This is a genomic window from Paractinoplanes globisporus DSM 43857 (assembly GCF_000379645.1).
Lineage (GTDB): Bacteria > Actinomycetota > Actinomycetes > Mycobacteriales > Micromonosporaceae > Actinoplanes > Actinoplanes globisporus.
In genome coordinates this window covers 400,153-425,209 of the sequence record NZ_KB903306.1, presented here as the reverse complement: position 1 = coordinate 425,209, position 25,057 = coordinate 400,153, and the positions used below count along the sequence as shown (strand labels likewise).

Below are 25,057 nucleotides of genomic sequence, written 5' to 3'. Positions count from 1 at the left end.
GCAGGTTAGCCGGAGGGTACGACAGTTAGTCCTCGCTGTTCTCGTTCTCGTTGCCGGGAGCGCGGGAGGCCGGCTCCACCGGGGTCGCGACCGGCGCCAGCACGTCGAGGGCGCGGTTGTCGTTGGCCTGGATGGTCAGCGCCAGCGAGTAGCCTGGCTTGAGGTCGTTGGTCAGGCCCTGGGCCTGCAGCACCTGCGCGCTGTTGGGCAGGAAGGTCTGGCTGCCCAGCGCCGGAATCGTGACCTTGGCGGGCTGCAGCGCCGGGGCGGGCGAGGCCGGGGCGGAAGCGCCGGGCGTCGGCTCGGCGGACGGCGCCAGCGGGCCGATACCGACCTGCTGGGCCGAGACGACCTGGGCCTGCACGGTCTGCTGGGGCTTGCTGGTGATCGTCACGGTCATCGCCTGCTCGGTCTGGTTGAACAGACTGACCTGAACCAGCGCGGTGCCGTTGGCCGGGTAACCCTCGGGGCCGTTGTAGACAACCTGGAGGTTGCGGATCAGGAGGGTGCCGTCGAGAGTCTGCGTGTTGAGCCCGGAGACCGGACTCTTGAGCATGGCCGTCTCGGCGACCTGGCCGGCGGAGCAGCCGGTCAGCGCGATCACGGCGGCCATCGCGGCACCCGCGGCCTGTGCGACGCGGCGGGTTCCCAGCGAGCGCATCACGATCCTCCAAGAAACGACACCAAAGGCTGAGTCTCAGACTAGAGGTCGGTGATCTGGCGCGTGCGCCGACCCGTCCATTCACACCACCCGGCCACTGAAGATCAGTAACAGGACGTCGATCAGGGCTACCACGATCACCGCGCGGAACATGGCCACCCTGCGTCCCTGGGCGCGCCGCGCGGCGTACCACCCGAGGGGAAGGACCACGACGGCGGCCGCGGCGGCCGACCAGCCCGCCCACGACGGCGGCCCGTCCGGCCCGAAGACCAGCGTGAGCGTCGCTCCCAGCAGCAGCGCCGCGGCCGCGATGGTGGAGCCGGAGGCGCCGAGCCGATGGGGCAGGCCATGCACGCCGGTGGCCGCGTCGTCCTCGAGGTCGGGCAGCACGTTCGCGAAGTGGGCGCCGCCGCCGAGCAGCGCGCCCGCCGCGACCAGCCAGGCCGGCGGCGCGGGATGGCCCGGCAGCGCGGTCACCACGAACGCCGGGAGCAGGCCGAACGCCACCAGATAGGGCACCACCGAGAACACGGTGGACTTCAGCGGCCAGTCGTAGAGCAGCGCGGCCACGGTGGCCACCGAGAGGATCACCGTCGGCGGGAGACCGAACGGCGCGGCGAGCAGGGGAACGGCGAGCGTCGCCACCAGTCCGGCGATTCCGACCGTACGACGGGAGACCGCACCCGCCGCGATCGGCTTGTCCCGCCGGCCGGCCTGAAGGTCGCGCGCCGCGTCGAGCCAGTCGTTGACCCAGCCCACCGCCAGCTGGGTCGCGCCCACCGCCAGGAAGATCCCGGGGATCGCCCAGCCGCGATGACCCACCCCCACGGCCAGCAAGGTCATCGCCACGGTGACCGCGAGACCGGGCTCCGGATGGGACGACCTGATCAGAGCGAGCGCGCGGGCCATGGGAGCAGTGTGGTGGATGTGCTCGATGCGTGCCACGCTCGATCACATGCGGTCGATGGCCCGGAACGACCCGCGTCAGTACGACGAGCTCGCCGACCAGTGGTGGCGGCCCGGCGGCGGCTTCGAGCTGCTCCATTGGCTCGCCGCGGCGCGGGCCGCGCTGATCCCGCCGGCTCGCCGGACCGGCGCGGTGCTGGTCGACGCCGGCTGCGGTGGCGGCCTGCTCGCCCCGCACCTGGACGGCAAGGGTTACCGGCACGTCGGCGTCGACCTGCGCCGGGAAGGCCTGCGGGTGGCCGCCGGGCACGGCGTGCGCGCGGTGAACGGGGACGTGACCGCGCTGCCGATCGCGACCGGCGCGGCCGACGTCGTGGCGGCCGGGGAGATCCTCGAGCACGTCACCGACCTGCCGGCGACGGTGGCCGAGCTGTCCCGGGTGCTGCGCCCGGGCGGCCTGCTGGTGCTCGACACGGTCAACGACACCGCGCTGAGCCGGTTCATCACGATCACCGCGGGGGAGCGGCTGGGCTTCGCCCCGCCGGGGCTGCACGATTCGTCGCTGTTCGTGCGCCCGCGCCGGCTGATCGAGGAGTTCGCCCGCCATGGCGTACGCGTCGAGGTGCGCGGCGCCCGCCCGACAGTGACCGGCCTGCTCAGGTGGCGTTTGCTGCGCCGTGGTGGCGGGCGGATCGTGCCGTCGGGGCTGACCACGGTGCTCTATCAGGGGACAGGGCACAAGGAGGGGGAACTTTCATGATCGACGAGGCCCGGCGGCTTGCGCCCCGGTTCGCGGCCCGGGCGGCCGCCCACGACCGGGACGGAGCGTTTCCCGCCGACGACTTCGCCGACCTTCGCGCGGCGGGGCTCTTCGGACTGATGGCGCCCACCCGGCTGGGCGGGGCGGGCGCCGGCTTCGCGGACTACGCGGCGATCGCGTACGAGCTGGCCCGGGGCAATGGCGCGACCGCACTGATCTTCAACATGCACGCGTCGGTCACCGGCGCCCTCAGCGGGGTCACGGACGAGCTGGCCGAGGCGCTGGGCCTGCCGCCCGAGGCGCTGGCGGCCCGCGACGACTACTTGCGGTCCGCGGCCCAGGGCTCCTGGTACGCGGTGGCGATGAGCGAGCGCGGCGCGGGGTCCCGGCTGTCGCAGATGTCGACCTCGTACCGGGCGGTGGACGGCGGCTACCGGATCGAGGGCGCCAAGACGTTCTGCTCGGGGGCCGGCCACGCGGACGCCTACCTGGTGGCGGCCCGTAGCGCCGAGGAACCGGAGAAGGTGTCGCAGTTCCTGGTCCCGGCCGGCGACGGTCTCCGGGTCGAGGAGACGTGGGATGCGCTGGGGATGCGCGCCACCGCCTCGCACGACCTGCACGTCGACGTGACCGTCCCGGCCGGCGCGCTCCTCGGTGGCGTGGAGGGGCTGGCCCTGGTGGTCGCCCAGCTCGCGCCGCACTGGATGGTGGCCAGCTACGCGGCCGTCTACGTCGGTGTGGCCCGGGCCGCGGTGGACGCCGCGATCGAGCACGTCAACGAGCGCAAGCTGGCCCACCTGCCGGCGATCCGGGCCCGGATAGGCCGGGCCGACGCGGCCGTCGCCGCCGCGCATCTCGCGGTGATGGAGGCGGCCCGCCGGGTCGACACCTCGCCCGGCGACGCCGGGACCAACCGCTGGGTGTGGCGGGCCAAGCTGCTGGCCGGCACCACCGCGGCCGAGGTGGCGGCCTCGATGCTGGAGGCGGCCGGCACCTCGGCGATGCGCCGCGGCCACCCGCTGGAACGGCTCTACCGCGACGCGCGGGCCGGCTCTTTACAGCCGGCCACCAGCGACGTCTGCGCCGACTGGCTCGGGGTCGACGCGCTCGGCGGCGATCCCGACTCGGAGGGGTCCGCGCCGCGATGGTGAGCCACGCGACGATCGCCGGGATGGGTGTGGCGCTGCCGGCCGCCGTCCGGCAGACCGACCTCTGGGACGGGTACTTCGCCCAGCAGCACACCGGGGCACGCCGGGCGCTGGCCGAGCGGATCTTCGCGCACTCGGGGGTGCGCACCCGCCAGGCCGCAGTGAGCCCGCTGCTGGAGGACGTGTCGAACTGGTCGACCGAGCGCCGGATGCGCCGCTACCAGATCGAGGCGATGCCGCTCGGCAAGGAAGCGGTCGGCCGGGCGCTGACCGACGCGGGTGTGGCGGCCGAGGAGGTGGGCCTGTTCGCGGTCTGCTCGTGCACCGGCTACGCGACGCCGGGGCTGGACATCCTGCTGGCCCGCGATCTGGGCATGGCGGCGGACGTGCGCCGGCTGTTCGTGGGGCACATGGGCTGTTACGCGGCGCTTCCGGGGCTGGGCACGGTGGCCGATTTCGTGGTCGCCCACGATCGGCCGGCGGTGCTGCTCTGCGCCGAGCTCAGCAGCCTGCATCTGCAGCCGCCCGCGGCGCGGGCGAATATTCAGCAGATCGTCTCGCACGCTCTCTTCTCGGACGCGGCGGCCGCCGTCGTTGTCACTCCCGGTGAGACAAGCCCGTTCGCGTACGCGATCCGTGAGGTCACTGCCGTCACGGACAGCACGACCGCCGACTACATGACCTGGGAGGTCACCGATCTGGGCTTCCGGATGGGTCTGTCGCCGCGGGTGCCCGACGTGCTCGCGGTGCACGTCCGGGGGCTGGTGACCGACCTGCTGGCGCGGCACGGTCTGGAGATCGCCGAGGTGGACGGCTGGGCGATTCACCCGGGCGGCCCCAAGATCCTTGACGTGGTGCAGGAGCGGTTGGGCCTTGATGACGCCGCGCTGGCGCCGTCCCGTGAGGTGCTCTCCGCGTACGGGAATTGCTCGTCACCGACCGTGCTGCTTGTGCTCGACGCTTTGCGGCGCCGCGCGGCGCCGCCGGCCCGCGTCGTGCTGCTCGCTTTCGGCCCGGGACTCACCCTCTACGGCGTGCTGCTGGAAACCTCTACAGTCACAGCGTGATGGGCGATCGGGCACGCGGGGTGGCGCTGTACGCGACCACCGCCGTGCTGCTCGCCGGCGGCGTCACCTGGTGGTTCCGCGCGGCGCCGGGCGAGGAGATCGACCCGATGATCCCGCAGTGGCGGGCGAGCGCCCAGCAATTGCTGCCGGATGTCCCCGGCCAGGACGACGCCGACACGATCCCGCTCGCGGCCGGCTCCGACCACCAGGTGGTGGCGGTCGTCGACACGGGGAAATACCAGATCTCGGTGGTCTGCGTGGGCGGGCAGAACAGCCAGGTGCGGGTCAGCCTGGGCGAGGCGGCCACCGACTCGGGCCGCGGCCTCGACTGCTCCGACGACCCGCAGTCGGACCGGTTCGACGTGGGCGCGGCGGGACGCCTGCGGATGTTCGTCGTCGTGAGCGACGCGGGACCGGTGGTCTTCCGTTACACCCTTTTGCGCATCGCGGACTAGAGGCGGGCCAGGTCGGGGCGGATGTCGTCGACCACGGCCAGCCGAGGGGCGGTGCGCACGATCATGCCGCCGCGGTCGACCAGCAGGGCCGCGGCCGTGCCGTCGGCCTTGCCCAGCTTGAGCTGGCTGCGCGCGCTGCCGCTGGGGTCGCGCAGCGCCCGGACGGTCTTGCCCTGCGCCTGCGGGGTCGCGCCGGTGGGCGGGGTGCCGGTACCGGTCCGGCCGACGCCGGCCGTGGCTTTCGCGTCGGAGATCGTGACCACGGCGATCTCGGGCCGGACGGCGGCGATCGTGTCGGAAACCAGATTTGCGCAGTCGCAACCGTCGATGAGTAGGATCACGGCGGGTAGCTGCCCGCGCAGCGGGACAGTTTGCCCGTCCGCGCCGATGAGCTCGAGCGCGGGGAGGGTCGTCTCGCCGTGGTCGTCGGTCGTGTTGGCGGTGCGCTGGGTGGCCGGCTGGCGGGGCGGGCCCGGCCAGGCCGAGGCGAACAGGCTGGCCACGGTCACCAGGACGGCCATCGAGATGATCAGCACGGGGGCACGCACGGCATGGGTCGCGATGCGGCGGACGCGGCGCATGGCGGGCCGGGTGACGAACCGGCGCCAGCGGGTGGGCCGCTCGGCGAGCCGCAGCTCGGCGCGTACGGCATCGACCTCGTCGGAGAGCTCGGACAGATCGTCGGGAATGACGATCACGCCCCACTCCTCGGGGAGGTCGGGCAGGTCATCGGGGGAACCGCCCTCGGACGGCCATCCACCGTTTTCGCCCGGACCAGCCATAACTCACCCTCCCCCCTGGCCGACCCAGTGTTCTTCGGTCGGGGACCTAACGTCCAGCCTTCCTTAACCTTGGCCCGACCGCCAGTAGTGCGCGCTTCCGGACCTTAGCGATAAGCTTGACCTCACAAAGGGCGTAGGTACGAAATATCCGACTCGCTGGGCAAAGCGGTCACTCTTTCGTCACGTTCCGTCACTGAGGCAGGTCTACACCTTCCTGTCAAGCCGTAGAAACGCCCATCACAAGGCCCCTGAGCTGCACTAACAGTCACCAGCTGGGCGGGACATAGCTGCCTGAGCGTGTTACCCTAGACACAGCGAAAGGGGCTTCGAACCTATGGTTTTCAGTGTCGGCGAGACCGTTGTTTACCCCCACCACGGGGCCGCACTCATCGAGGCAATCGAAACTCGGGTCATCAAGGGCGAGCCGAAGCAGTATCTCGTTCTTCGTGTTGCCCAGGGTGATCTGACTGTTCGAGTGCCCGCTGAGAACGCCGAAATCGTCGGCGTGCGCGAGGTGGTTGGCGAAGAAGGCCTGGGTAAGGTCTTCGACGTCCTCCGCGCACCGCACACCGAGGAGCCGACCAACTGGTCGCGGCGTTACAAGGCCAATCTCGAGAAGCTGGCCTCCGGTAACCCCCTCAAGGTTGCTGAGGTTGTTCGTGACCTCTGGCGGCGCGAGCGCGAGCGCGGTCTCTCGGCCGGAGAGAAGCGCATGCTGGCGAAGGCCCGCGACATTCTGGTCGGCGAGGTCGCTCTGGCGGAGAAGAGCACCAAGGACGAGGCCGAGGTTCTGCTCGACAAGGTCCTCACCGAGGCCTGACCGGACGCATCACCCCATATCTCTGCACAGGACCGCGACGTGACCGCGCAGCTCAATGCTCGGGGTGACGTCGCGGTCCTAGTTCCGGCCGCGGGGGCCGGCCTGCGGCTCGGCCCGGGCGGTCCCAAGGCGCTGCGCCCGCTGGCCGGGGAGCCGCTGCTGGTTCACGCGATCCGGCGGGTCGCCGCCGCGCCCTCGGTGCGGATGATCGTCGTCGCCGCCCCGGCCGCCGAGGTCGGGGCGGTGCGTGAACTCCTCGCCCCGGTGGCGCCGGTGACCGTGGTGGCCGGCGGCGCCGAGCGGCAGGAGTCGGTCGCTCTGGCCCTGGCCGCGGTGCCGGCCGAGATCGAGATCGTGCTGGTGCACGACGCGGCGCGCGCGCTCACGCCGCCGCGGCTGATCGAGTCGGTGGCCGCCGCCGTGCGGGCGGGGCACCCGGCCGTCATCCCCGTGCTCCCGGTGGTCGACACGATCAAGCAGGTCGGGCCGGGCGAGGGGGGCGGGCCGGGCGAGGTCGTCCTCGGCACCGTCGACCGAAGCGTCCTGCGCAGCGTGCAGACGCCGCAGGGTTTCCGGCACGACGTGCTCGCGAGCGTGCACGGCTCGGCGGCCCACGCGCACACCGACGACGCCGGCCTGGTGGAGAAGGCGGGACTGCCGGTCACCTGCGTGCCCGGCTCTGAGCTCGCCATGAAGATCACTCGCCCGCTGGACCTGATCCTGGCCGAGGCGCTGCTGGCCGTACCCTGATCGCGTGATCGATCAGCGGGTTGGCATCGGCACCGACGTGCACGCCTTCGCGCCCGGCGAGCCGTGCTGGGTGGCCGGACTGCTCTGGCCCGGCGAGGTCGGCCTGGCCGGCCACTCGGACGCGGACGTCGCCGCCCACGCGGCCTGCGACGCCCTGTTCGGCGCGGCCGGGCTCGGCGACCTCGGCAGCAACTTCGGCACGAGCCGTCCCGAGTGGGCCGGCGCCTCCGGAGCGTCGATGCTGGCCGAGACCGTGCGGCTGGTGCGGGCCGCGTCGTTCGAGGTGGTCAACGTGTCGATCCAGGTGATCGGCAACCGGCCCAAGATCGGCACGCGTCGGGACGAGGCGCAGAAGGTGCTCTCCGACGCGGTGGGCGCCCCGGTCACCGTCTCCGGCACCACCACCGACGGACTCGGGCTGACCGGGCGTGGCGAGGGGCTGGCCGCGATCGCCGTGGCCATGATCAGATCTCAGTCATGAGTGTCACGCTGACCGATACCGCCCGCCGCCTCATCGATGGCACCACGTTCGCGGTGGTCACCACGATCAACGCCGACGGCAGCCCGCAGTCGACCGTCATCTGGATGAAGCGGGACGGCGACGACGTTCTGTTCTCGACGATCCGGGGGCGGCGCAAGACCCGCAACATGGAACGCGATCCGCGGATCTCGGTGTGCGCCTACGACCCGGCCGACCCGCTGGTGTACTTCTCCGTGGAGGGGACGGTCACGCTGGTCGAGGAGGGCGGCGACGAGCTGATCGACGAGCTCAGCCGCAAGTACGACGGGGTGCCGTGGACGCCCGTCCCGGGCGCGGTGCGGGTGGTCTGCCGTCTCACCCCGGACCGGGTGATCTCGCGGTAGCGGAGAGCGCCTACGCTCGACGCGTGGCCGCCCCCTTGGACCCCGAGATCACGCCGGAGGAGTACCGGCAGCGCGCGCTGCTGCTCGCCGACCTCGGCCGCTACGACGAGGCCGCCGGCGAGATCGCGGCCGGGCTGACCGCGGCGCCCGGCGAGCCGAGCCTGCTCGCCACCCTCGCCCGGATCCATCTGGCCGCCGAGCAGCCGACCGAGGCGCTGGCGGCGGCCGACCGGGCCGTGGCGGCCGCGCCCGAGACGCTGACCGGGCTGGTCGTTCAGGCCATGGCCATGGTCGACTGCCGGCGCTACGTGGACGCCGCCCGGGTTTCCGCCGAGATCCTGCGGCGCTGGCCCGCCGACGCGTACGCGCAAAGGACCGGGGCCGCGCTGCTCAGTGAGTCGCGCAACGGCCAGGAGGCGCTGAACGCCGCGTGGAACGGCGTGCGGGTCGCTCCGGCCGAGGCCGAGGCGCACCTGGTGCTGGCCGTGGTGGCCGCCCGGCTGCGCCTGTTCGACCTGGCCCAGCGGGCGTACGCGGAGGCCCTCGACCTCGAGCCGGCGATCGGGGACGCGCAGAGCGACGTCGGGATCGTCCGTTTCGAGCGCCGCCGCTGGGCCAAGGCCCTCGAGGACCTCGCCGACGAGGCGACCCTGCCGCTCCCGATCGACGACCCGGCCCCGGACGGACCCGTCGCCGGCAACGGCACCGCCGACGCTCCGTACCCGTCCCCGTTCCCGCGGCGATACCCGGCGCCGGACCGGCCCGACCCCGAGGAACCGCCGGCGCACACGTCGCTGAGCTGGACGGGTGAGCCGGTGAGCCGCCCGCGCGGGCCGGTGCTCGACTCGTCGCGGGACGACGACGCCACGCTCCGCCGGGGCACCCAGATCGCCGCCAACGCCACGCTGATCGCCGCGGTGGTGGCGGCCGCGATGACGCTGGCCAGCGACGGCATCTCGCGGATGTGGGCGGGCCTGATCGGTTTCCTGATCCTGGGCGGGGTGCTGATCTGGGTCAACGGGAAGCTGCCCGGCCCGCTGGGCCTGGCGCTGGCCCGGGTGCGGGCGGGTAACCGGGGCCTGGCCGCGGCGTTCTACCTGAGCCTGGGCGCGCCCCTGCTGCTGCCGGTCTACGCGCTGGTCGGCGGCGTGATCCCGCTGGTCGCCGGCATGGTGCTGGCGGCCGTGGCAAACATGATGGTCCTGATCCGGCGTTGAGAGACGCGCCTTCCTGCTAGTCGGTGATCGCGTCGAGGCGGCCGTCCGGTGAGACACGGATGGTGACCGGGCGCCGGGCCTTGATCTCCGCGCGCAGAACCGGCTCGGCCGCCGTGGCCAGGCCGAGGGCGTCGAGGGCGAGCAGCGCAGCCCCCGCGACCGGCGGGGACTCCACCACCGTGATCTCGACCAGCGGGGCCTGAGCCCGGGCGCCGGCCACCACCTGGTTGTGCAGCTGCGGGTGCCGGGCGCGCAGCACGCCGCCGCCGAGCACCAGCGCGTGCGGCCGGTCGAGCAGGCCGAGCCGTCCGGCCGCGACCCGGTGCTGGGCCAGGATCTCCTCGGACTGCCGGGCGATCAGCGCCGAGGCCACCTCGTCGCCGGTGGCGGCCACCTCGAACAGCACCGGGGCCAGCTCGTGGATCCGCTCCATCGGCAGGTCGCCGAAATGCAGGGCGATGCTCACCTCCTCGACCGTGGGCAGTCCGAAGTGGTGGGCCACGGCCCGGGACAGCGCGGTCGGCCGGCCCCGGCCGTCCTCGCCGCGGGCCGCCTCGCGCAGCGCGTGGTCGGCCAGGTCGTGGCCGCCACCCCAGTCGCCGGCGATCGGGCCGAGCGCGAGGAACCGGGCGGTACGCCCGTCGGCGGCGCGGCCCACGCAGTTGGTGCCGGCGCCGCAGACCACGGTCACCGCGTCCGGCATGGACGTGCCCGCCCGCAGCAGGGCGAAGCAGTCGTTGTCGACGATCGTGCGGCGGGCCCAGCTCTCCGCCTCGATCGCCTGGTGCAGGCGAGTCACCTCGATCGGCAGGTCGGCGCCGGCCAGATAGACGGCGACCGCCTCGAGCGGCGCGCCGAACGGCAGGCCGGCGTCCTCGTGCACCGCGCGGACCAGCCGGCCCAGCACCTCGACGGTGCCGGGCAGGCCGACGTTGTGCGGCGAGGACGTGTCGCCCCGGACGAAGCCGAGAATCTGCCCGGACTCGTCGCCGAGCAGCACGTCCGTCTTGGAGTTCCCGCCGTCGATCGCCAGATAGAGCGCTCTCATCGGGCCCACGCGAGGTGGTCCCGGCCGCTGGCGATGAGCTTGTCGGCGAGCGCGTCCGCGTACTCGTGCTGGCCGATCAGCGGGTGGGCGAGAAGCGCCCGGTACACGCGGTCGCGGCCGCCTCGCAACGCCGCGTCCAGCGCGTACTCCTCGTACCCCCAGACATGGGTGATCAGTCCGGCCAGGTCGGGCGTGACCGGCGCGACCGGCAACGTGGCCGGGCCCTCGAGGCCCGCCCGGGCCGAGACCTCGATGACCGCCTCGGCCGGGAGGAACGGCAGGGTGCCGTTGTTGCGCACGTTGACACTGTGGACGGACGTGTCGTCGTGCCCGTACAGCGAGGCGATCAGGCCGACGGCGGCCTCGGAGTAGAAGGCGCCGCCCCGCTCGCCGAGCAGCGCCGGCTTCTCGGTCAGCGTGACGTCCCGGTACATCTCGAGGAGCGTGGCCTCGATCTCGGCGACGCGCTGGCCGCGGGTCTGTGCGCCGATCGACTCCCGTACGTGTCGATCGTGGTTGTAGAAGTAGGAGAGGTAATAGGACGGGACGCTGCCGAGCATGGTGACGATCTCGGACGGCACATCCACCGTGTCGGAAATTTCGGAAAGATGGCGGGAAAGCAGCTCGGGCAGGCGATCCACGCCGTCCACATAGGCCGCCCGCTCCCAGGTCAGGTGGTTCAGACCCACGTGATCCAGTACGACGGCGCTCGGGTCGACGCCGAGGTAAGAGGCGAAACGGCGCTGGAAGCCGATCGCCACGTTGCACAGGCCGATCGCCTTGTGGCCGGCGTCGAGCAGTGCGCGGGTGACGATGCCGACCGGGTTGGTGAAGTCGACGATCCAGGCGCCCGGCTTGGCCCGCCGCCGGATCCGGTCGGCCACGTCGAGCACGACCGGTACCGTGCGCAGCGCCTTGCCGAGCCCGCCCGCACCGGTCGTCTCCTGACCGACGCAGCCGCACTCCAGCGGGAACGTCTCGTCGTTGATCCGCGCGCTCTGCCCGCCGACCCGCAGCTGGATCACCGCGGCGTCCACGTCGGTGACGCCGGCGTCCAGGTCGCTGGTCCAGGTGATCTTGCCCGGGTGGCCGTGGTGGTGGAAGATCCGCGCGGCGAACGCCCCGACGATCTCCAGCCGCTCGGCCGCCGGGTCGATCAGGACGAGCTCGTCGACCATCGAGCCGAGGCGGGCGAAGCCGTCCACCAGCTCGGGCGTGTAGGTCGAGCCGCCGCCAATAACCGCGATTTTCACCCTTTACCCCGTTAACCCTTGAAGCCAGTAAGCGTGATGCCCTGCACGAACGCGCGCTGGGCGAAGAAGAAAATGATGATCAGAGGAGCCATCGCCAGCACCGTTGCCGCCGTGACCAGGTTCCAGTCGACATGGTGGACCGTCCGGAACGACGCCAGGCCGAGCGTCAGCGTCCACGCCTTCTCGTTCTCGCTCGTGTAGAGCAGTGGCCCGTAGTAGTCATTCCAGCAGAAGAAGAACTGGAACAGCCCGGCCGCCGCGATGCCGGGCTTGGCCATCGGCAGCACCACCCGCAGCAGCGTCCGCCACTCGCCGCAGCCGTCCACCCGGGCCGCGTCGAGGTACTCGCTCGGGATCGTGAGCAGGAACTGCCGCAGCAGGAAGATGCAGAACGCGTCGCCGAACAGCGCCGGGATGATCAGCGGCCACAGCGAGCCGGTCAGGTGGTAACGCGCCCACATCAGGTAGAGCGGAACCGTGACCACCTGCGGCGGCAGCATCATCACGCAGATGATGAGGAGGAACAACGCGTTCTGGCCGCGGAACTTCAACTTCGCCAGCGCGTACGCCGCCGGAATGCTCGACGCGAGCGTGAGAACCGTGGACGTCACCGCGTAGAGGACGGTGTTGAGCAGATAACGCGGCAGCGGCGTGGACTGAAAGACCTTGACGTAGTTTTCCGGGTGCCAGGTGTTGGGCCAGTAGTCGCTGGTCAGCGCCTGGTTGCTGGTCATCAGCGAGAGGAGCACGAGGTAGACGACCGGCGTCAGGAACATGATGACCAGCACGATCGCGATGCTGTGCCGGGCGATCCAGGCGAGCCTGTTCTGCCGCTTGAGGCGCCGATCCGGTCTTTTGTCCAGGAGAGGTTCGGACGGGACTTCCAGTACGGCGGCGGTCATGACTCCTCCCCGGAGAAGGCCTTCGCCCGGCGTAGAAGGATCAGGGTCACGATGAACGCGACCACGAACAGGGCGATCGCCAGGGCGTTCGCGTAGCCGAGGGCGTTGTAGCGGAACCCGACGGTGTAGAGCCACAGCGGGTAGGTGAAGGTCGAGCCCTCGGGGTAGCCGAAGGACTGGGAGATGCCGGCCCCGGTGGTGGCCTGCCCGCTGGCGATCGAGCCGGCCACCGCCGCCTGGTCGAAGTACTGCAGCGTGTAGATCACGCCGGTGACCGCCGCGAACAGGATCACCGGCCGGATCGACGGCAGTGTGATCGACTTGAACCGGTGCCAGGCGTTCGCGCCGTCCAGCGACGCGGCCTCGTAGAGGCTCTCCGGAACGCCCAGCACCGCGGCCAGGAAGATCACCATGAGGTCCCCGATGGCCCACAGGCCCAGCAGGACCAGCGACGGCTTCGCCCAGGCGGGAGAGTTGAACCAGAGCGGGCCGTCGATGCCGATCTTCTCGAGGAAGTGGTTGACCGGGCCGGTGCCCGGCTTGAGCAGGTAGACGAACGCGATGGTGGCGGCCACCGGCGGGACGAGCGCGGGCAGGTAGAACACCGTACGGAAGAAGCCCGCGCCGCGCCGCAGGTTGGTGAGCAGCATCGAGAGTCCGATCGCCCCGATGATCCGGGCCGGGACGAAGACCACCACCATCCACAACGTGTTGCGTACCGACTGGAGCAGGAACGGGTCGTCCGCCATCCGCTTGTAGTTGTCCAGCCCGACCCACTCCGGCACGGAGAGCAGGTCGAACTTCGTGAGCGAGAAGTACACCGCCGAGATCAGCGGGTAGACGAAGAACACCGCGATGCCGATCAGCGCGGGTGCCAGGAACGACAGGATCGTCAGATTCCTACGTAAGCGGACGGCGGTCATTTGTCAGCCGCCGAGGGTCATGACGCTGTTGATCTGCTTGTCCGCCTCCGCCAGGCCCGCGTCGATGTCCTTGACCTTGCCGGCCTGGTAGTCGGTGAGGAACTTGCCGAACGTCTCCTGGTAGGCGGGGCCGGAGGCGGACGGCGGCGTGGTCATCGAGTTCGGATTGTTGAAGATGTCGATGAACGTCTTGAAGTCGGCGTCCGCGTTCAGCGTCGGGTCGGCGATCGCCTTCTGCGTGGTCGGCACGTTCTTGATCAGCCCGGCGAGCTTCGTGACCGCGGCGTCGTTCGTGGTCAGGTACTTGATCAGCTCCCAGGCCGCCTCGGGGTTCTTGGCGTTCTTCGAGATGCCGAGGATGTTGCCGGTGACGTAGCCGCCGCCGTAGCGGGCCGGGTCGGTCGTCGGGATCGGCGCCACACCGTACTTGAGGTTGGGAGCCTGGTCCTTGAGGAACGCCAGGCGGTACTCGGCGTCCATGTTGATCGCGACCTGGCCCTTCTGGAACGCGTTGTCGGCGCTGAACTCGTCACCCAGCGAGGCGCGGAACTTGTTGAGGTTCTCGTAGCCGTACCAGTCGACCAGGTTCTTCTGCCAGGTCAGCAGCGTCTTCCAGTTCGGGTCGGTGCCCACGGCCGACTTGCCGTCGGCGGTCAGCCACTTCGCGCCGGTGGCCGGGGCCAGGTGCGCGGCCGCGTTCTCGTAGAAGTCGTACAGCGGAAGGAAACCAACCGTCTTGAGCGAGCCGTCCGGGTTCTTGACCGTGAGCTTCTTGGCGTCCTCGGTCAGCTCGTCCAGCGTCTTAGGCGGCCCGGCGATGCCGGCCTTGGCGAACATGTCCTTGTTGTAGTACATGCCGTACGCGTCGGCGAGGAACGGCATCGCACAGCGCTTGCCGTCGAACTCGGTGTACGACCGGGTGGTCGCGTTGAGCTGGTTGAGGTCCACCTTGTCGCGGGTGATGTACTGCGTCAAGTCGACCCACGCCCCCGACGAGCAGAACTTGCCGACGATGTCGGTGGAGTAGGACAAGCCGACGTCCGGGCCGTTGCCGGCACCGATCGCCTGCGTGACCTTGGAGTCGTCCTGTCCGGACTTGACGGTCACCTTGATGTTCGGGTGAGTGGACTCGAAGTCCTTGATCACCTGGTCGATGGCGTCGGCCTCACGCTCGGTGAAGAAGTGCCAGAACTCGACCGTCCCGGAGACCTGCGTCCCGGGGTCGGCGATCTTGGTGTCCTCCTTGGGCGCGGGCGTGCACGCGGTGGTCAGCAGAACGGCGGTACCAAGGGCAAAAAGGGCAGAGGGTATCCGTTTGTTCACTTTTGGCCTCTCAACTGACGTGGTGCTGGGGGGAATCAGCTGTCGCGAATTGCGGTGATCAAGGCTTCCCGGACCGCGGTGAGGCCGGCGTCGAGCGCGCCGAGCAACACCGCGTCGTCATCGATGGTGGTGACCGCGATCGTGCTCTCCAGCGGCGCCGTCCGGCGGGCCGCGACCGTCACCGCGGCCAGCAGCGTGTCGCCGCCGGCCTGGGCGATCGGGCCGGCCAGCACCACCAGGTACGGGTCGAGCACGGCGGTCACCGCGGCGAGGCCGATAGCGATGCGATCGGCCAGCGCCGTAAGGAACTCGCCGGGCGCGGCTGCGGCCGCCCGGACCACGGCAGCCGGCGTCTCCCCGGCGATGCCGCTGTCGCGGGCCAGCTCGAGGATGGCCGCGCCGCCGAAGAGGTCCTGCAGGTCGAGCTTGCGGTGGGTGGAGTCGGGGGAGTACAGCGGCATGTAGCCGATCTCGCCGGCGCCGCCGCGGGCGCCGCGGATCAGCGTGCCGCCGATGTCGATGGCCAGACCGAGACCGTCCTGGCCGATCCAGAGCAGGGCGAAACCGTCCGCGTCGCGGCCGGTGCCGCGCTTGCGCTCGGCCACCGCGGCCAGGTTGACGTCGTTGTCGACGCCGATGTGGGTGCCGATCGCCCCGGCGATCTCGGGCACCAGCCCGGCGCGGGCGAAGCCGGGCACGTCCACGTGCCGGATGGTCTCGGTGCGCGGGTCGTACGAGCCGGGGACGCCGAGCTGCACGTGCCGGATCCGCTCGGCGGGGACGCCGGCCTCCTCGCGCAGCCGGGACACCACGTCGACCAGCGCCGCGGCCGGCTGGGCCGCGAGGAAGTCGACGCGGGACTCGAATCGGGCGCGAACCGTGCCGGTCAGGTCGCAGAGAGCGGCCGCCACCGAGGGGGTGCCGCTGGTGCCGATGTCGCGCACCGAGATCGCCACCGTGTACGCCGCGTCGGGGTTGGCCGCGTAGATCTCGGCGTTGGGCCCGGGGCGGCCGCTGTTGTGGCCGACGACGTTGACCAGGCCGGCGTCGGTCAGCCGCCGCAGCACCTCGGAGATCGTCGGGGTGGAGAGCGCCGTGAGCTTGCGCAGGTCGGACCGGGTCAGCATGCCCGGGTCGAGCAGGTGCGCGAGCGCCGCGCTCTCGTTCATGGCGCGGAGCAGCTTGGACGAGCCGGCCAGACGCGTCAACGGGGCTCCCGGGTGGTGATTGGCAAACTGACTAACAGTTGCCTCGGACGGTAGGCACGGGCCGGACCTGTGTCAAGGGCCACGTCACGCAGCCTAGACCTCGTCATCGACAGGTATTGATAAACCTCTTTAACAGTTGTAGCGTCTCGACCCATCGCGCGCGCCATCCCCGTATTCCCCCTCATCGAGGAGCGCCATGAAACGCGTGAGGAGACTCGCGTACGCCTCATTGGGTCTGGCCGTCCCCGCTGCAGCCGTGATTTACGGACTGCTTCCGGCCAGCGCCGCCACCGCCGGGCCGATCACCGGCCTCGGTGGCAAATGTATCGACGTCGCCGGCGCCAGCAGCGCCAACGGCACGGCCGTGCAGCTGTACGACTGCAACGGCAGCTCAGCGCAGCAGTGGTCGATCGGCAACCCCGACGGATCGATCCGGGCGCTGGGCAAGTGCATGGACGTCGCCTCCGGATCGACGACGAACGGAGCCAAGATTCAGCTCTACGACTGCAACGCCACCGGCGCCCAGAAGTGGACCGTCAGCAACGGCGCGCTGGTCAACACCGGGTCGGGCAAGTGCCTCGACGCCACCGGCAAGAGCTCGGCGAACGGCACCCGGCTGCAGATCTGGACGTGCACGAACACGGCGAACCAGACTTGGACCGTGCCCGGCGGAACTACACCCACAACTCCGGCCACTTCTGCCCCTTCGGGCAAGAACCTGGACGATCCGGCGAAGAAGGAAGTCGCCATGGAGATCGTCTCGGCGGCCGAGAACTCGTCTCTCGACTGGCGTGCCCAGTTCTCCTACATCGAGGACATCGGTGACGGGCGGGGCTACACCGCCGGGATCATCGGGTTCTGCTCGGGGACCGGGGACATGCTGGAACTGGTGCAGGCGTACACGAACACCAAGCCGTCCAATGTGCTCGCCAAGTACCTCCCGGCGCTGCGCAACGTGGACGGCACCGACTCGCACACCGGCCTCGACCCGAACTTCACCAGGGACTGGAAGACGGCCGCGGCCGACTCGTTGTTCCAGGCCGCGCAGGAGGCCGAGCGCGACCGGGTGTACTTCACTCCGTCGGTGCGGGACGGCAAGTCCGACGGTGTGCGGGCGCTCGGCCAATTCATGTACTACGACGCCGCGGTCATGCACGGCTACGACGGCATGCGGTCCATCCGCAGCCGCGCGCTGGCCAAGGCCAAGCCACCGTCGCAGGGCGGTGACGAGCGGGCCTGGCTCAACGCGTTCCTCGACGAGCGGGTCGTGGAGATGAAGAAGGAGGAGGCCCACTCGGACACGTCCCGTGTGGACACCGCCCAGCGGGTCTTCCTCAACAACGGCAACTTCGACCTGAACACGCCGCTCGACTTCAAGGTCTACGGCGACCCGTACCACATCGGCTGATATGTGCCCGGGGCCGGCAAATCCGGCCCCGGGCACCTTGTCGGTCAGTTGTCGAAGGTGGTTGGGGCGGCGTCGGCTCAGGGGCTCGGCGCGGCGATTCTCACGGTCGAGGTGCCGACGGGCAAGGGCCGAAAACACCCCCACCAACAGAACCGCAACGGCGGCGACAAGCGAGTTTGGACGGTCGAGCCGCTGGCCGGCCGGGCCGGGCCACCGGCGACCCCCTCACGACCCGACGGCTTGCGCGGGGTCGAACGGCGTCACCTTCGAGAAGGAGTACGTCGAGCTGGCGGCATCTTGTCTGCCAGGCGACCCGGAGACAACTAACGTCCGCGGACTAATTGGCGGCCAGGGAGATCTCGAAGAGGCGGCCGGTGTGGCCGGTGAACATCGCCTGGGGGTCGGTGTAGTCGGCGGTCACGGCGTAGAGGGTCTGCTGGTCGTCGGTCAGGGCGCAGTCGAAGGCGCCGTCCGGGAGCGGGATCGTGGCCAGGACCTCGCCGCCCTCGCGGACTCGGCGGCAGTGCTGGTTGGGGACGTCGGCATACCAGACGGCGCCGGTGGCGTCGAGGCAGATGCCGTCGGGGGCGCTGCCGGGGAGGTCGGCCCAGACTCGGCGGTTGGACAGGGTGCCGTCGGGGGCTATGTCGAAGGCCGTGAGGCGGGCCGCGTGGGACTCGGCGACGATCAGCGTGGCGTCGTCGGGGGTGACCGCCATGCCGTTCGGGAAGAGCAGGCCGTCGGCGACGGGGCGGGCCTTGCCGTCGGGGGTCACGACCGCGACCAGGCCCGGGGCGGGCGGGCCGGCCGGGAAGTCGTAGCCGATGTTGTTGACGAACGCGTTGCCTCGGGAGTCGGCGGCGATGTCGTTCCACGGGTGGGCGCCGTCGATCGGTGAGAGGTCGGCGTGCTCGGCGCCGTCGCGCAGCAGCCGGGCGCCGGGGCCGTCGAGGATCAGCAGCTCGCCGCCGGGCAGCCAGTCGATGCAGAACGGCAGGCCGGTCATCCGGGTCACCACCGTGGGCTCGCCGGAGTCGAGGCGGATCACCTCGCCGGCGGCCCAGTCGCAGAACCAAAGCTTGCCGTCGTGCCACCGGACCGACTCGCCCATCACGATTCCGGTCAGCACCACCCGCGGTTCCGCCATGGGACCCACAGTAGTCACAGCTCGGCGATGACCACCGTCTCGACCGAGAAGTAGTAGCCGGGGGTGTCCGGGTTGTCGGGGCCGTCCTGGGCGAGGCGCTCGACGGCCACGTACTGGTCGGTGACCTGCCAGCGGCCGGGGTCCCACGTCCGGCTCTCGGACTCGTACGCCATCGGGAACTGGGCGACCGTCGCGCCCGTGCCCGGGTCGACCTCGATCAGGTTGCGGCCGGCGGTCAGCAGCACGACCTGGCCCGACGAGACGCCGAGCACCTGGGCCGCCGGGAACTCGTGCCGCGTGGCGCCGGTCGCCGGGTCGACCGCGCGCAGGACGTTCCCGTCGGGGTAGAAGACCAGGCCGGCCGCGATCGTGGCGTCCGGACGGTCGAGGGCGGGGGCGCGCACCGGGGTAGGGCCGGTCGTCAGCCAGCCGTGGCCGGCGGCGTCGCGCACCCCGGCGCACCGCGAGGAGGCGACATCGCAGCCGATCGCCGTGTACGGGCCGGGGGCGGCCGAGGCGACCGCCGAACCGGTGGCCGCGTCGACGAGGCCCGACGGACAGACCAACTGCCCGCCGGCGGTGGTGAAGCCGTCGCCGCAGGCGGTCGCGGAGACCCAACGGCGGGTTCCGGTGCTCACCTCGTACGCGAAAATCTGACCACCGGCGGTGACCAGCACGCTCGGCCCGGCCAATCGCAGGCCCTCCGGAGCCCAGACAGTGCTGGAACCGGTGCGATGGCCGGAGTAACCCGGCGCCGCGGGGCCGGAGGCGCGCCAGACGATCTTTCCCGTGACGCCGTCGATCGCCACGAGATCGCCATCCGACCAGCGGCTGATCACCGTGCGGCCGGACGCGACCGCCCCGGACAACTGCGCGGGCCAGCGGCGGAACGACCAGATCGCGGTGTAGACCGTCTTGGCGTCGACCGGGGCATCGGCGCGGATCTGCCGTTTCGAGGCGTAGACGCGCACCCGGTCGGCGACGATCAGCGGCGCCACCGGCGTGTGCCCGGTGACGTGCGGCCAGGGCGTCGCGACCGTCGGATAGGGCGGCTTGACGGTGGCGAGAACCTCGGCCGGCGCCAGCACGCGCCAGCCGACCAGCACCGCTGCGGCCGTCACGACCAGCGCTAACAGCGACCGCAGGAGCACTCGTGACACCGGGGAAGACTATGTCAGGCCACTGCGGCCAGATCGTCGAGGTCGCGGCGGAGGGCGCCCTCGGCGGTACCGGCCGCGAGCCCGCCGAAGATCAGCGCGAGGAAACGCCCGGCCGGGGCGGTCGCGCCGCCGTCCTGCACCACGGTGACCATCGTGCCGCCGCGATGCCGCCCGGCCACGACGGGCATGAACGAGTACGTCATCCGGTAGTCGGCGCCGATGCCCGGCGAGGTGACCACGAACCGTTCCGGGATGATGCACTCGAGCACCCGGAACTCCTCGGTGATCTCGCCGCCGTCGGCCATCCGGCGGGTCTCCCGCCAGGCGGTGCCCGCCCCGAACGGGCCGGTGCCGAGCACCTCGACGGCGGCGACGGCCGACAACCACTCGCGCCGGCGGCTCAGATCGGTGAACACCTGCCAGACCGCCGCGACGGGCGCCTCGATCAACCGTGTCACCGCGACCGTCGACATAGCGTGACCTCCCGCGTACACGCTACGAGGGTAAAGCGATCAGTTCTAGGGGAGGATCGTTCCGGTCACTTCGCCCAAACCGATTTCGACGCCGGCCGCGCCGATCGTCGTACCGCTGATGGTGATCTTGTCGCCGTCCTCGAGGAAACCGCGGACGCTGCCATCGGTGAGCTTGACCGGCTCCTGGCCGTTCCGGGTGAGCTCGAGGAAGGAGCCGACCTCGTCGCGCCGGTCGCCCGAGACGGTGCCCGAGGCATAGAGGTCGCCGGTACGCACGGACGCGCCGTTGCTGGTCAGGTGGGCGAGCTGCTGGGCCGCCGTCCAGTACATCGACCGGAACGGCGGCGACGAGACCCGGGTGTCGTTCCACTCGACCGAAAGCCGCAGGTCGTACGCGGGACCGGCCGGCCGGAGGTAGTCGAGCGGTTCCGGATCTTGCGGCGGGGAATCCACCCCCGCCAGCGCCGAGAGCGGCACCACCCACGGCGACATCGAGGTGGCGAACGACTTGGCCAGGAACGGGCCCAGCGGGCGGTACTCCCAGGCCTGGATGTCGCGGGCCGACCAGTCGTTGACCAGCGTGACGCCGAAGACGTGCTCGGCGAAGTCGCCGGTGCCGATGCGCCGCCCGCCGACGCCGACCACGAAGCCGACCTCGGCCTCGATGTCGAGCCGCCGACTGGGCCCGAACACACCGGGACCGAGCTGCCCCGACGGCCGCCGGATCGGGGTGCCGGAGACGACCACCGTGCTCGATCGACCGTGATAGCCGATCGGCAGGTGCCGCCAGTGCTCGGGCAGGCCGGGCGAGTCGGGGCGCAGGATCGCCGACACGTTCAGCGCGTGCTGCTCAGAGGAGTAGAAGTCGGTGTAGTCGGCCACCTCGAACGGCAGGTGCAGGGTCACCTCGCTGAGCGGGATGCGATCGGCCCCCGCCGCCACGTGCTCCACGACCCGCTCACGCGACTCCGTCCACATTGCCGGGCCGGCCGCCATCAGCGGGTTCAGCGTCTGATGATCGAGCAGACCGCCCAACAACGAAAGATCAACAACCGACGACCCCAGGCGTACGCCGAGACGCCGGCGCTCGTTGGGCTGGCTGAACACACCGTACGGAAGATTTTCGATGCCGAAGCGGCTCATTCCTGACCCCCGTTGACCAGTCCGAGCCGGATGAGCTCGGTCAGCGGCTCGACCACGTTGGCCGCGCCGAAGCCGACGAACAGCGGCCGGGTGCCGTCGCGGCGCAACCGGGCTGGCTCGACCAGCGGCACCGGGTGGGTGGCCGCCAGCACCTCGGCGACCTCGGCCACCTCGGCGCCGTCGGTCGCGAGGATCGCGGCGGAGAGCACGTTGAGGAAGCCGTGGTGGGTGAAGCCGGTCTCGGGGTCGGTGTGCCGGATCGCGTGGCGCAGGCCCGCCGCCAGCCGGAACGGCAGCTCCCGGTCGCGGCAGGCGCACAGCACGGCGGCCAGCTCGACCGGGGTGGGGAACAGCTCGGCCGCGAGCCCGCCGACCCGGAACTTGGGAGCTATCCGCAGTCCCTCGGCGCGACACTCGGCGACCGTGTCGAGGGCGCCGAGCAGTCCCCAGCTGAGCGGGATCTCGGCGTACACCTCGAGGTCTTTGTCGTTGCTTGCCAGCGTGCGCAGGCCGGCCAGGCCGGGCTGCGGGTCCTCGCCGCGACGGGCCACCGGCGCCTCCAAGTGGAAGACCACCGCGCCCGACGCGCGCAGCTTTTCCACGGCGGCCGGGACCGCGCTCACCGGGACGTCGCCGACGAGCGCGACCGGCAGCTCCCGGGCCGGCAGCTCGGCGCCGATCACCGACGCGGGCACCAGCAGCGGACCGAGCAGCCGGGCGAACCACGACGCTCGATGCTCGGTGTGCTTGGCCACCGCGTCGGGCAGGCTGATGAAGCTGGGCGGGAGCAGGGACGCGTCATCGACCAGCCCGGAGAACAGCGTAGGCACCAGCGTTGACACGAAACTGAACCTAATGGACGCTTCGAGAAGCGGACAACCACGTCCGCTATGTCGGTTTTCACCGACCTATCCGGGTGGGAGGCAACGATGCCCTACTACCGCAGCGTCGGCGAGGTGCCCCACAAGCGGCACACTCAGTTCCGGCGTCCCGACGGCGGCCTGTACGCCGAGGAGCTCATGGGCCAGGAGGGCTTCTCCTCCGACTCGTCCCTGCTCTATCACCGGCACGCGCCGACCGCGATCGTCTCCGCCGACGAGTTCACGCCGCCGGCCGCGGCGCAAACCCCGAACCTGCCGCTCAAGCCACGGCACCTGCGCACACACAAGCTCGACGAGGGGCCCGCCGACGCGGTGCTGGGCCGGCGACAACTGCTCGCCAACAACGACGTCCGGATCGGGTACGTGATCGCCGACCGGCCGTCCCCGCTGTACCGCAACGCGGTCGGCGACGAGTGCCTCTACGTCGAGGAGGGCACCGCGATCATCGAGTCGACGTTCGGCCGGATGGAGGTCGGCAGCGGCGACTACGTGATAATCCCGACGTCGGTCGTTCACCGGATCGTGCCGCACGGCCGCCCGGTGCGGATGCTCACGATCGAGGCCACCGGGCACATCGGCCCGCCGCGGCGCTACCTCTCGGTGCGCGGCCAGTTCCTCGAGCACTCGCCGTACTGCGAGCGCGACCAGCGCGCCCCCGACGACACGCTCCTGGTCGACGAGACCGACGTCGAGGTGTACGTGAAGCACCGCGCCGGCTGGACCAGGCACGTCTACGCGCATCACCCGTTCGACGTGGTCGGCTGGGACGGCTGCCTGTACCCGTGGGCGTTCTCGATCCACGACTTCGAGCCGATCACCGGCCGCGTGCACCAGCCGCCGCCGGTGCACCAGACCTTCGAGGGGCCCAACTTCGTGGTCTGCTCGTTCGTCCCCCGCAAGGTCGACTATCACCCGCTGGCGATCCCGGTGCCGTACAACCACCACAACGTCGACTCGGACGAGGTGCTCTTCTACACCGGTGGCAACTACGAGGCCCGGCGCGGCTCCGGCATCGAGCAGGGTTCGATCTCGCTGCACCCGAGCGGCTTCACCCACGGCCCGCAGCCGGGCGCTGTCGAACGGGCCCTGGGCGTCGAGGCCTTCGACGAGCTGGCGGTCATGGTCGACACTTTCCGACCGCTCGACCTGTGCGAGGCGGGCGTGTCGGTCGAGGACACCGGCTACGCCTGGACTTGGAACCGCACCTAGGTGTTCTGCCCAGTGAGGTTGCGGACGCGGCCGGCGGGTGGGCCGCCGGTGGCGCAGGTGGTGTGCCAGAGCCGGGACCTCCCGGGGTGAACGGAACTCTCGACAAGCTCCGCTCCGCCTGGAGGTCCTCACCTATTTCCGGAATTCCGCAGCGTTACCGACGTCCGTGGGCAGAACACCTAGGCCGTTTCGTCCGGCGGGTGGCCACTCGCCGCGAGGGACTTTGCTCTGCTCACCTATACGCGCACTCGTGTGACGGCCGTGCCGTGTTGCTTCCTCCGGGTGAGCAGAGCTGCGCGTATAGGTGAGCAGAGCAAAGGTGCTGAGAATCGCGCCTGGTGGCCTGCTGAGCGTTCTGGGCGGCCTTCCGCGGCAGCGGCTCGGCGGTGGGGGTCAGGCGAGCTCGGGTAGCAGGCGGGACCAGGCCTCCTCGGCGGCGCCGGCGATCGGGCCGTCGTCGGCCAGGGTGGCGGGGAGGATCGGTGGGGGCGCGGCTCGGTGCACCGGCATCAGGCCTGCGCGGTAGGCCTTGTCGATTTCCTCCGGGACGGTGGTCAGCAGGTCGACGCCGATGCCGCCGAGGGTGACCAGGTCGGGGTCGAGGCCGTTGACCAGGCCGGCGATGCCGCGACCGAGGGCGGCGGCCACGATACGGACGGCCTCGAGTTCGGCGCGGCCGGCGGTGGCTATCACGCGGCGGGCGTAGGTGACCGGGTCGGGTGGGGTGGGGGTGTTGAGCAGGCGGGCCAGGGCGGTGCCGTCGACGGCGGTGCCCCAGCAGCCTCGGGCGCCGCAGGGGCAGGCTATCGCGGGGTCGCCGAACGGCATGTGGCCGAACTCGCCGGCGGCGCCGCGGGCGCCCAGCAGGGACCGGCCGTGGTCGACCACCGCGCCGCCCAGGCCGCCCTCGATGCGCAGGTGGAGGGCTACGGTCGCGCCGACCGCGGCGCCTCGGTGGGACTCGGCGGTGGCGGCCAGGGTGGCGTCGTTGCCGGCGGCCAGGACCGGGCCGGGCCAGAGGGCGGTCAGGTCGGCGTCGTGCCAGTCGAGGTTGCTGGCGGTCAGGCGCAGGCTGGGCGAGACGGTGCCGGGTACCGAGACGCCCATCGCGCGCAGTCTCCCCCCGTACGTCTGCTGGAATCTTTGAACCGCGACCGTGACCGCGGCAACCACCTCGGCCCACGCGGCGCTCGCGTGCCGGCCGGATGACGAGGCCAGGATGGCGCCGCCGAGCTCGACGACGTCGACCCGCCAGGCCTCGTGGGTGATCGCGCAGGCCAGCACGAGCGGACCGGCCGGATGCGGCACCAGGATCGTCGTGGGGCGACCTCGGGTGCCGCTCGGCGCGGCCGGTTGTTCGGCGATCAGCGACAGCTGGGCCAGCCGGGAGACGATCTCGGTGGCCGCGCCGGTGCCGACCCCGAGCAGGCGGGCGGCGTCGGCCCGGGTCACGCCGGGGCGCGCGTGGGCCACCCGGAGAAGTTCCGTTGAGCGCGTCGTCACATCCCGTTCCCTTCATTTGCTCGGATCAAGAGCTTAATCTGCGAGA

General features: G+C 71.1%; 25 protein-coding genes and 1 pseudogene. 11 read left to right on the top strand and 15 right to left on the bottom strand.

The window, feature by feature from the left end; translation table 11 throughout:
- Positions 1 to 25 precede the first annotated feature (25 nt).
- Positions 26 to 661, bottom strand: a complete 636-nt coding sequence (locus A3CQ_RS57620) for a hypothetical protein (protein ID WP_020513174.1) — start codon at positions 659 to 661, stop codon at positions 26 to 28.
- An 81-nt stretch (positions 662 to 742) separates the two neighbouring features.
- Entirely contained in the window at positions 743 to 1,570 is an 828-nt protein-coding gene (locus tag A3CQ_RS0122320) for a UbiA family prenyltransferase (RefSeq protein ID WP_020513173.1), read from the bottom strand.
- A 25-nt stretch (positions 1,571 to 1,595) separates the two neighbouring features.
- Between A3CQ_RS0122320 and A3CQ_RS0122315 the strand changes: the two genes are divergently transcribed.
- Genes A3CQ_RS0122315 through A3CQ_RS0122300 form a run of 4 tightly spaced genes read left to right on the top strand, consistent with a single transcriptional unit; the run spans position 1,596 to position 4,997 of the window.
- Positions 1,596 to 2,327 carry a methyltransferase domain-containing protein gene (locus A3CQ_RS0122315; RefSeq protein WP_020513172.1) on the top strand — a complete coding sequence of 244 codons (732 nt, stop codon included), beginning with the start codon at positions 1,596 to 1,598 and terminating at the stop codon, positions 2,325 to 2,327.
- Positions 2,324 to 3,478 (top strand): acyl-CoA dehydrogenase family protein, encoded by a 1,155-nt coding sequence (locus A3CQ_RS0122310; protein ID WP_020513171.1) that lies wholly within the window; start codon positions 2,324 to 2,326, stop codon positions 3,476 to 3,478. The genes A3CQ_RS0122315 and A3CQ_RS0122310 overlap by 4 nt, the downstream gene beginning before the upstream one ends.
- Positions 3,472 to 4,542: a type III polyketide synthase gene (locus A3CQ_RS0122305; protein ID WP_020513170.1), complete on the top strand. Its 1,071-nt coding sequence runs from the start codon at positions 3,472 to 3,474 to the stop codon at positions 4,540 to 4,542. The genes A3CQ_RS0122310 and A3CQ_RS0122305 overlap by 7 nt, the downstream gene beginning before the upstream one ends.
- The gene (locus A3CQ_RS0122300; RefSeq protein ID WP_026206028.1) at positions 4,542 to 4,997 is read left to right on the top strand and encodes a DUF6023 family protein; all 456 of its coding nucleotides are present in this window, start codon (positions 4,542 to 4,544) and stop codon (positions 4,995 to 4,997) included. Before A3CQ_RS0122305 ends, A3CQ_RS0122300 begins: the two co-directional genes overlap by 1 nt.
- Here the strand turns inward: A3CQ_RS0122300 and A3CQ_RS0122295 are convergent.
- Positions 4,994 to 5,779, bottom strand: coding sequence for a hypothetical protein (locus A3CQ_RS0122295; RefSeq protein ID WP_020513168.1), 786 nt, complete (start codon positions 5,777 to 5,779; stop codon positions 4,994 to 4,996). The two genes, A3CQ_RS0122300 and A3CQ_RS0122295, sit on opposite strands and share 4 nt — an antisense overlap.
- Positions 5,780 to 6,113: 334 nt before the next feature.
- On the opposite strand from A3CQ_RS0122295, the gene A3CQ_RS0122290 reads away from it, so the two are divergent.
- Genes A3CQ_RS0122290 through A3CQ_RS0122270 form a run of 5 tightly spaced genes read left to right on the top strand, consistent with a single transcriptional unit; the run spans position 6,114 to position 9,430 of the window.
- Positions 6,114 to 6,599: a CarD family transcriptional regulator gene (locus tag A3CQ_RS0122290; RefSeq protein ID WP_026206027.1), complete on the top strand. Its 486-nt coding sequence runs from the start codon at positions 6,114 to 6,116 to the stop codon at positions 6,597 to 6,599.
- A 39-nt stretch (positions 6,600 to 6,638) separates the two neighbouring features.
- Positions 6,639 to 7,349 carry a 2-C-methyl-D-erythritol 4-phosphate cytidylyltransferase gene (ispD, locus tag A3CQ_RS0122285; protein WP_020513166.1) on the top strand — a complete coding sequence of 237 codons (711 nt, stop codon included), beginning with the start codon at positions 6,639 to 6,641 and terminating at the stop codon, positions 7,347 to 7,349.
- Between the two features lie 4 nt (positions 7,350 to 7,353).
- Positions 7,354 to 7,830, top strand: a complete 477-nt coding sequence (gene ispF, locus A3CQ_RS0122280) for a 2-C-methyl-D-erythritol 2,4-cyclodiphosphate synthase (RefSeq protein ID WP_020513165.1) — start codon at positions 7,354 to 7,356, stop codon at positions 7,828 to 7,830.
- Positions 7,827 to 8,213 (top strand): PPOX class F420-dependent oxidoreductase, encoded by a 387-nt coding sequence (locus A3CQ_RS0122275; protein ID WP_020513164.1) that lies wholly within the window; start codon positions 7,827 to 7,829, stop codon positions 8,211 to 8,213. The genes ispF and A3CQ_RS0122275 overlap by 4 nt, the downstream gene beginning before the upstream one ends.
- 23 nt (positions 8,214 to 8,236) lie before the next feature.
- The gene (locus tag A3CQ_RS0122270; RefSeq protein ID WP_020513163.1) at positions 8,237 to 9,430 is read left to right on the top strand and encodes a tetratricopeptide repeat protein; all 1,194 of its coding nucleotides are present in this window, start codon (positions 8,237 to 8,239) and stop codon (positions 9,428 to 9,430) included.
- A gap of 16 nt (positions 9,431 to 9,446) precedes the next feature.
- On the opposite strand, the gene A3CQ_RS0122265 is transcribed toward A3CQ_RS0122270, so the two are convergent.
- From A3CQ_RS0122265 to A3CQ_RS0122240, 6 genes are read right to left on the bottom strand one after another with little or no spacing between them, the layout of a single operon-like run.
- Positions 9,447 to 10,478: an N-acetylglucosamine kinase gene (locus A3CQ_RS0122265; protein WP_051115315.1), complete on the bottom strand. Its 1,032-nt coding sequence runs from the start codon at positions 10,476 to 10,478 to the stop codon at positions 9,447 to 9,449.
- Complete coding sequence (locus tag A3CQ_RS0122260) at positions 10,475 to 11,731, bottom strand: family 4 glycosyl hydrolase (RefSeq protein WP_020513161.1); 1,257 nt, start codon at positions 11,729 to 11,731, stop codon at positions 10,475 to 10,477. The genes A3CQ_RS0122265 and A3CQ_RS0122260 overlap by 4 nt, the downstream gene beginning before the upstream one ends.
- A gap of 11 nt (positions 11,732 to 11,742) precedes the next feature.
- Entirely contained in the window at positions 11,743 to 12,633 is an 891-nt protein-coding gene (locus tag A3CQ_RS0122255) for a carbohydrate ABC transporter permease (protein WP_020513160.1), read from the bottom strand.
- Positions 12,630 to 13,556: a carbohydrate ABC transporter permease gene (locus tag A3CQ_RS0122250; RefSeq protein WP_020513159.1), complete on the bottom strand. Its 927-nt coding sequence runs from the start codon at positions 13,554 to 13,556 to the stop codon at positions 12,630 to 12,632. Before A3CQ_RS0122250 ends, A3CQ_RS0122255 begins: the two co-directional genes overlap by 4 nt.
- Before the next feature lie 3 nt (positions 13,557 to 13,559).
- A complete protein-coding gene (locus A3CQ_RS0122245) occupies positions 13,560 to 14,879 on the bottom strand; it encodes an ABC transporter substrate-binding protein (protein ID WP_020513158.1) in 1,320 nt (439 codons plus the stop codon).
- Between the two features lie 35 nt (positions 14,880 to 14,914).
- Positions 14,915 to 16,087 (bottom strand): ROK family transcriptional regulator, encoded by a 1,173-nt coding sequence (locus A3CQ_RS0122240; RefSeq protein ID WP_020513157.1) that lies wholly within the window; start codon positions 16,085 to 16,087, stop codon positions 14,915 to 14,917.
- A 196-nt stretch (positions 16,088 to 16,283) separates the two neighbouring features.
- Here A3CQ_RS0122240 and A3CQ_RS0122235 point away from each other — a divergent pair, with 196 nt between their 5' ends.
- Positions 16,284 to 17,495 (top strand): chitosanase, encoded by a 1,212-nt coding sequence (locus A3CQ_RS0122235; RefSeq protein ID WP_040432667.1) that lies wholly within the window; start codon positions 16,284 to 16,286, stop codon positions 17,493 to 17,495.
- 337 nt (positions 17,496 to 17,832) lie between these two features.
- Here A3CQ_RS0122235 and A3CQ_RS0122230 read toward each other — a convergent pair whose 3' ends face one another.
- The 5 genes and pseudogenes from A3CQ_RS0122230 to A3CQ_RS0122210 all read right to left on the bottom strand — a co-directional run bounded on the left by A3CQ_RS0122230 (position 17,833) and on the right by A3CQ_RS0122210 (position 22,260).
- A complete protein-coding gene (locus A3CQ_RS0122230) occupies positions 17,833 to 18,642 on the bottom strand; it encodes an SMP-30/gluconolactonase/LRE family protein (RefSeq protein WP_020513155.1) in 810 nt (269 codons plus the stop codon).
- A 14-nt stretch (positions 18,643 to 18,656) separates the two neighbouring features.
- A complete protein-coding gene (locus A3CQ_RS0122225) occupies positions 18,657 to 19,802 on the bottom strand; it encodes an outer membrane protein assembly factor BamB family protein (RefSeq protein ID WP_026206025.1) in 1,146 nt (381 codons plus the stop codon).
- Between the two features lie 14 nt (positions 19,803 to 19,816).
- Positions 19,817 to 20,275 carry an SRPBCC family protein gene (locus A3CQ_RS0122220; RefSeq protein WP_020513153.1) on the bottom strand — a complete coding sequence of 153 codons (459 nt, stop codon included), beginning with the start codon at positions 20,273 to 20,275 and terminating at the stop codon, positions 19,817 to 19,819.
- A 45-nt stretch (positions 20,276 to 20,320) separates the two neighbouring features.
- A pseudogene (locus tag A3CQ_RS0122215) lies at positions 20,321 to 21,443 on the bottom strand (fumarylacetoacetate hydrolase family protein); the annotation flags it as partial.
- Entirely contained in the window at positions 21,415 to 22,260 is an 846-nt protein-coding gene (locus A3CQ_RS0122210) for a hypothetical protein (RefSeq protein ID WP_026206024.1), read from the bottom strand. The pseudogene A3CQ_RS0122215 and the gene A3CQ_RS0122210, both read right to left, overlap by 29 nt.
- Before the next feature lie 87 nt (positions 22,261 to 22,347).
- Here A3CQ_RS0122210 and A3CQ_RS0122205 point away from each other — a divergent pair, with 87 nt between their 5' ends.
- On the top strand, positions 22,348 to 23,508 hold the full coding sequence (locus A3CQ_RS0122205) for a homogentisate 1,2-dioxygenase (protein ID WP_026206023.1): 1,161 nt from the start codon (positions 22,348 to 22,350) through the stop codon (positions 23,506 to 23,508).
- A 393-nt stretch (positions 23,509 to 23,901) separates the two neighbouring features.
- On the opposite strand, the gene A3CQ_RS0122200 is transcribed toward A3CQ_RS0122205, so the two are convergent.
- Complete coding sequence (locus A3CQ_RS0122200) at positions 23,902 to 25,011, bottom strand: ROK family protein (RefSeq protein ID WP_026206022.1); 1,110 nt, start codon at positions 25,009 to 25,011, stop codon at positions 23,902 to 23,904.
- Between the last annotated feature and the right edge of the window lie 46 nt (positions 25,012 to 25,057).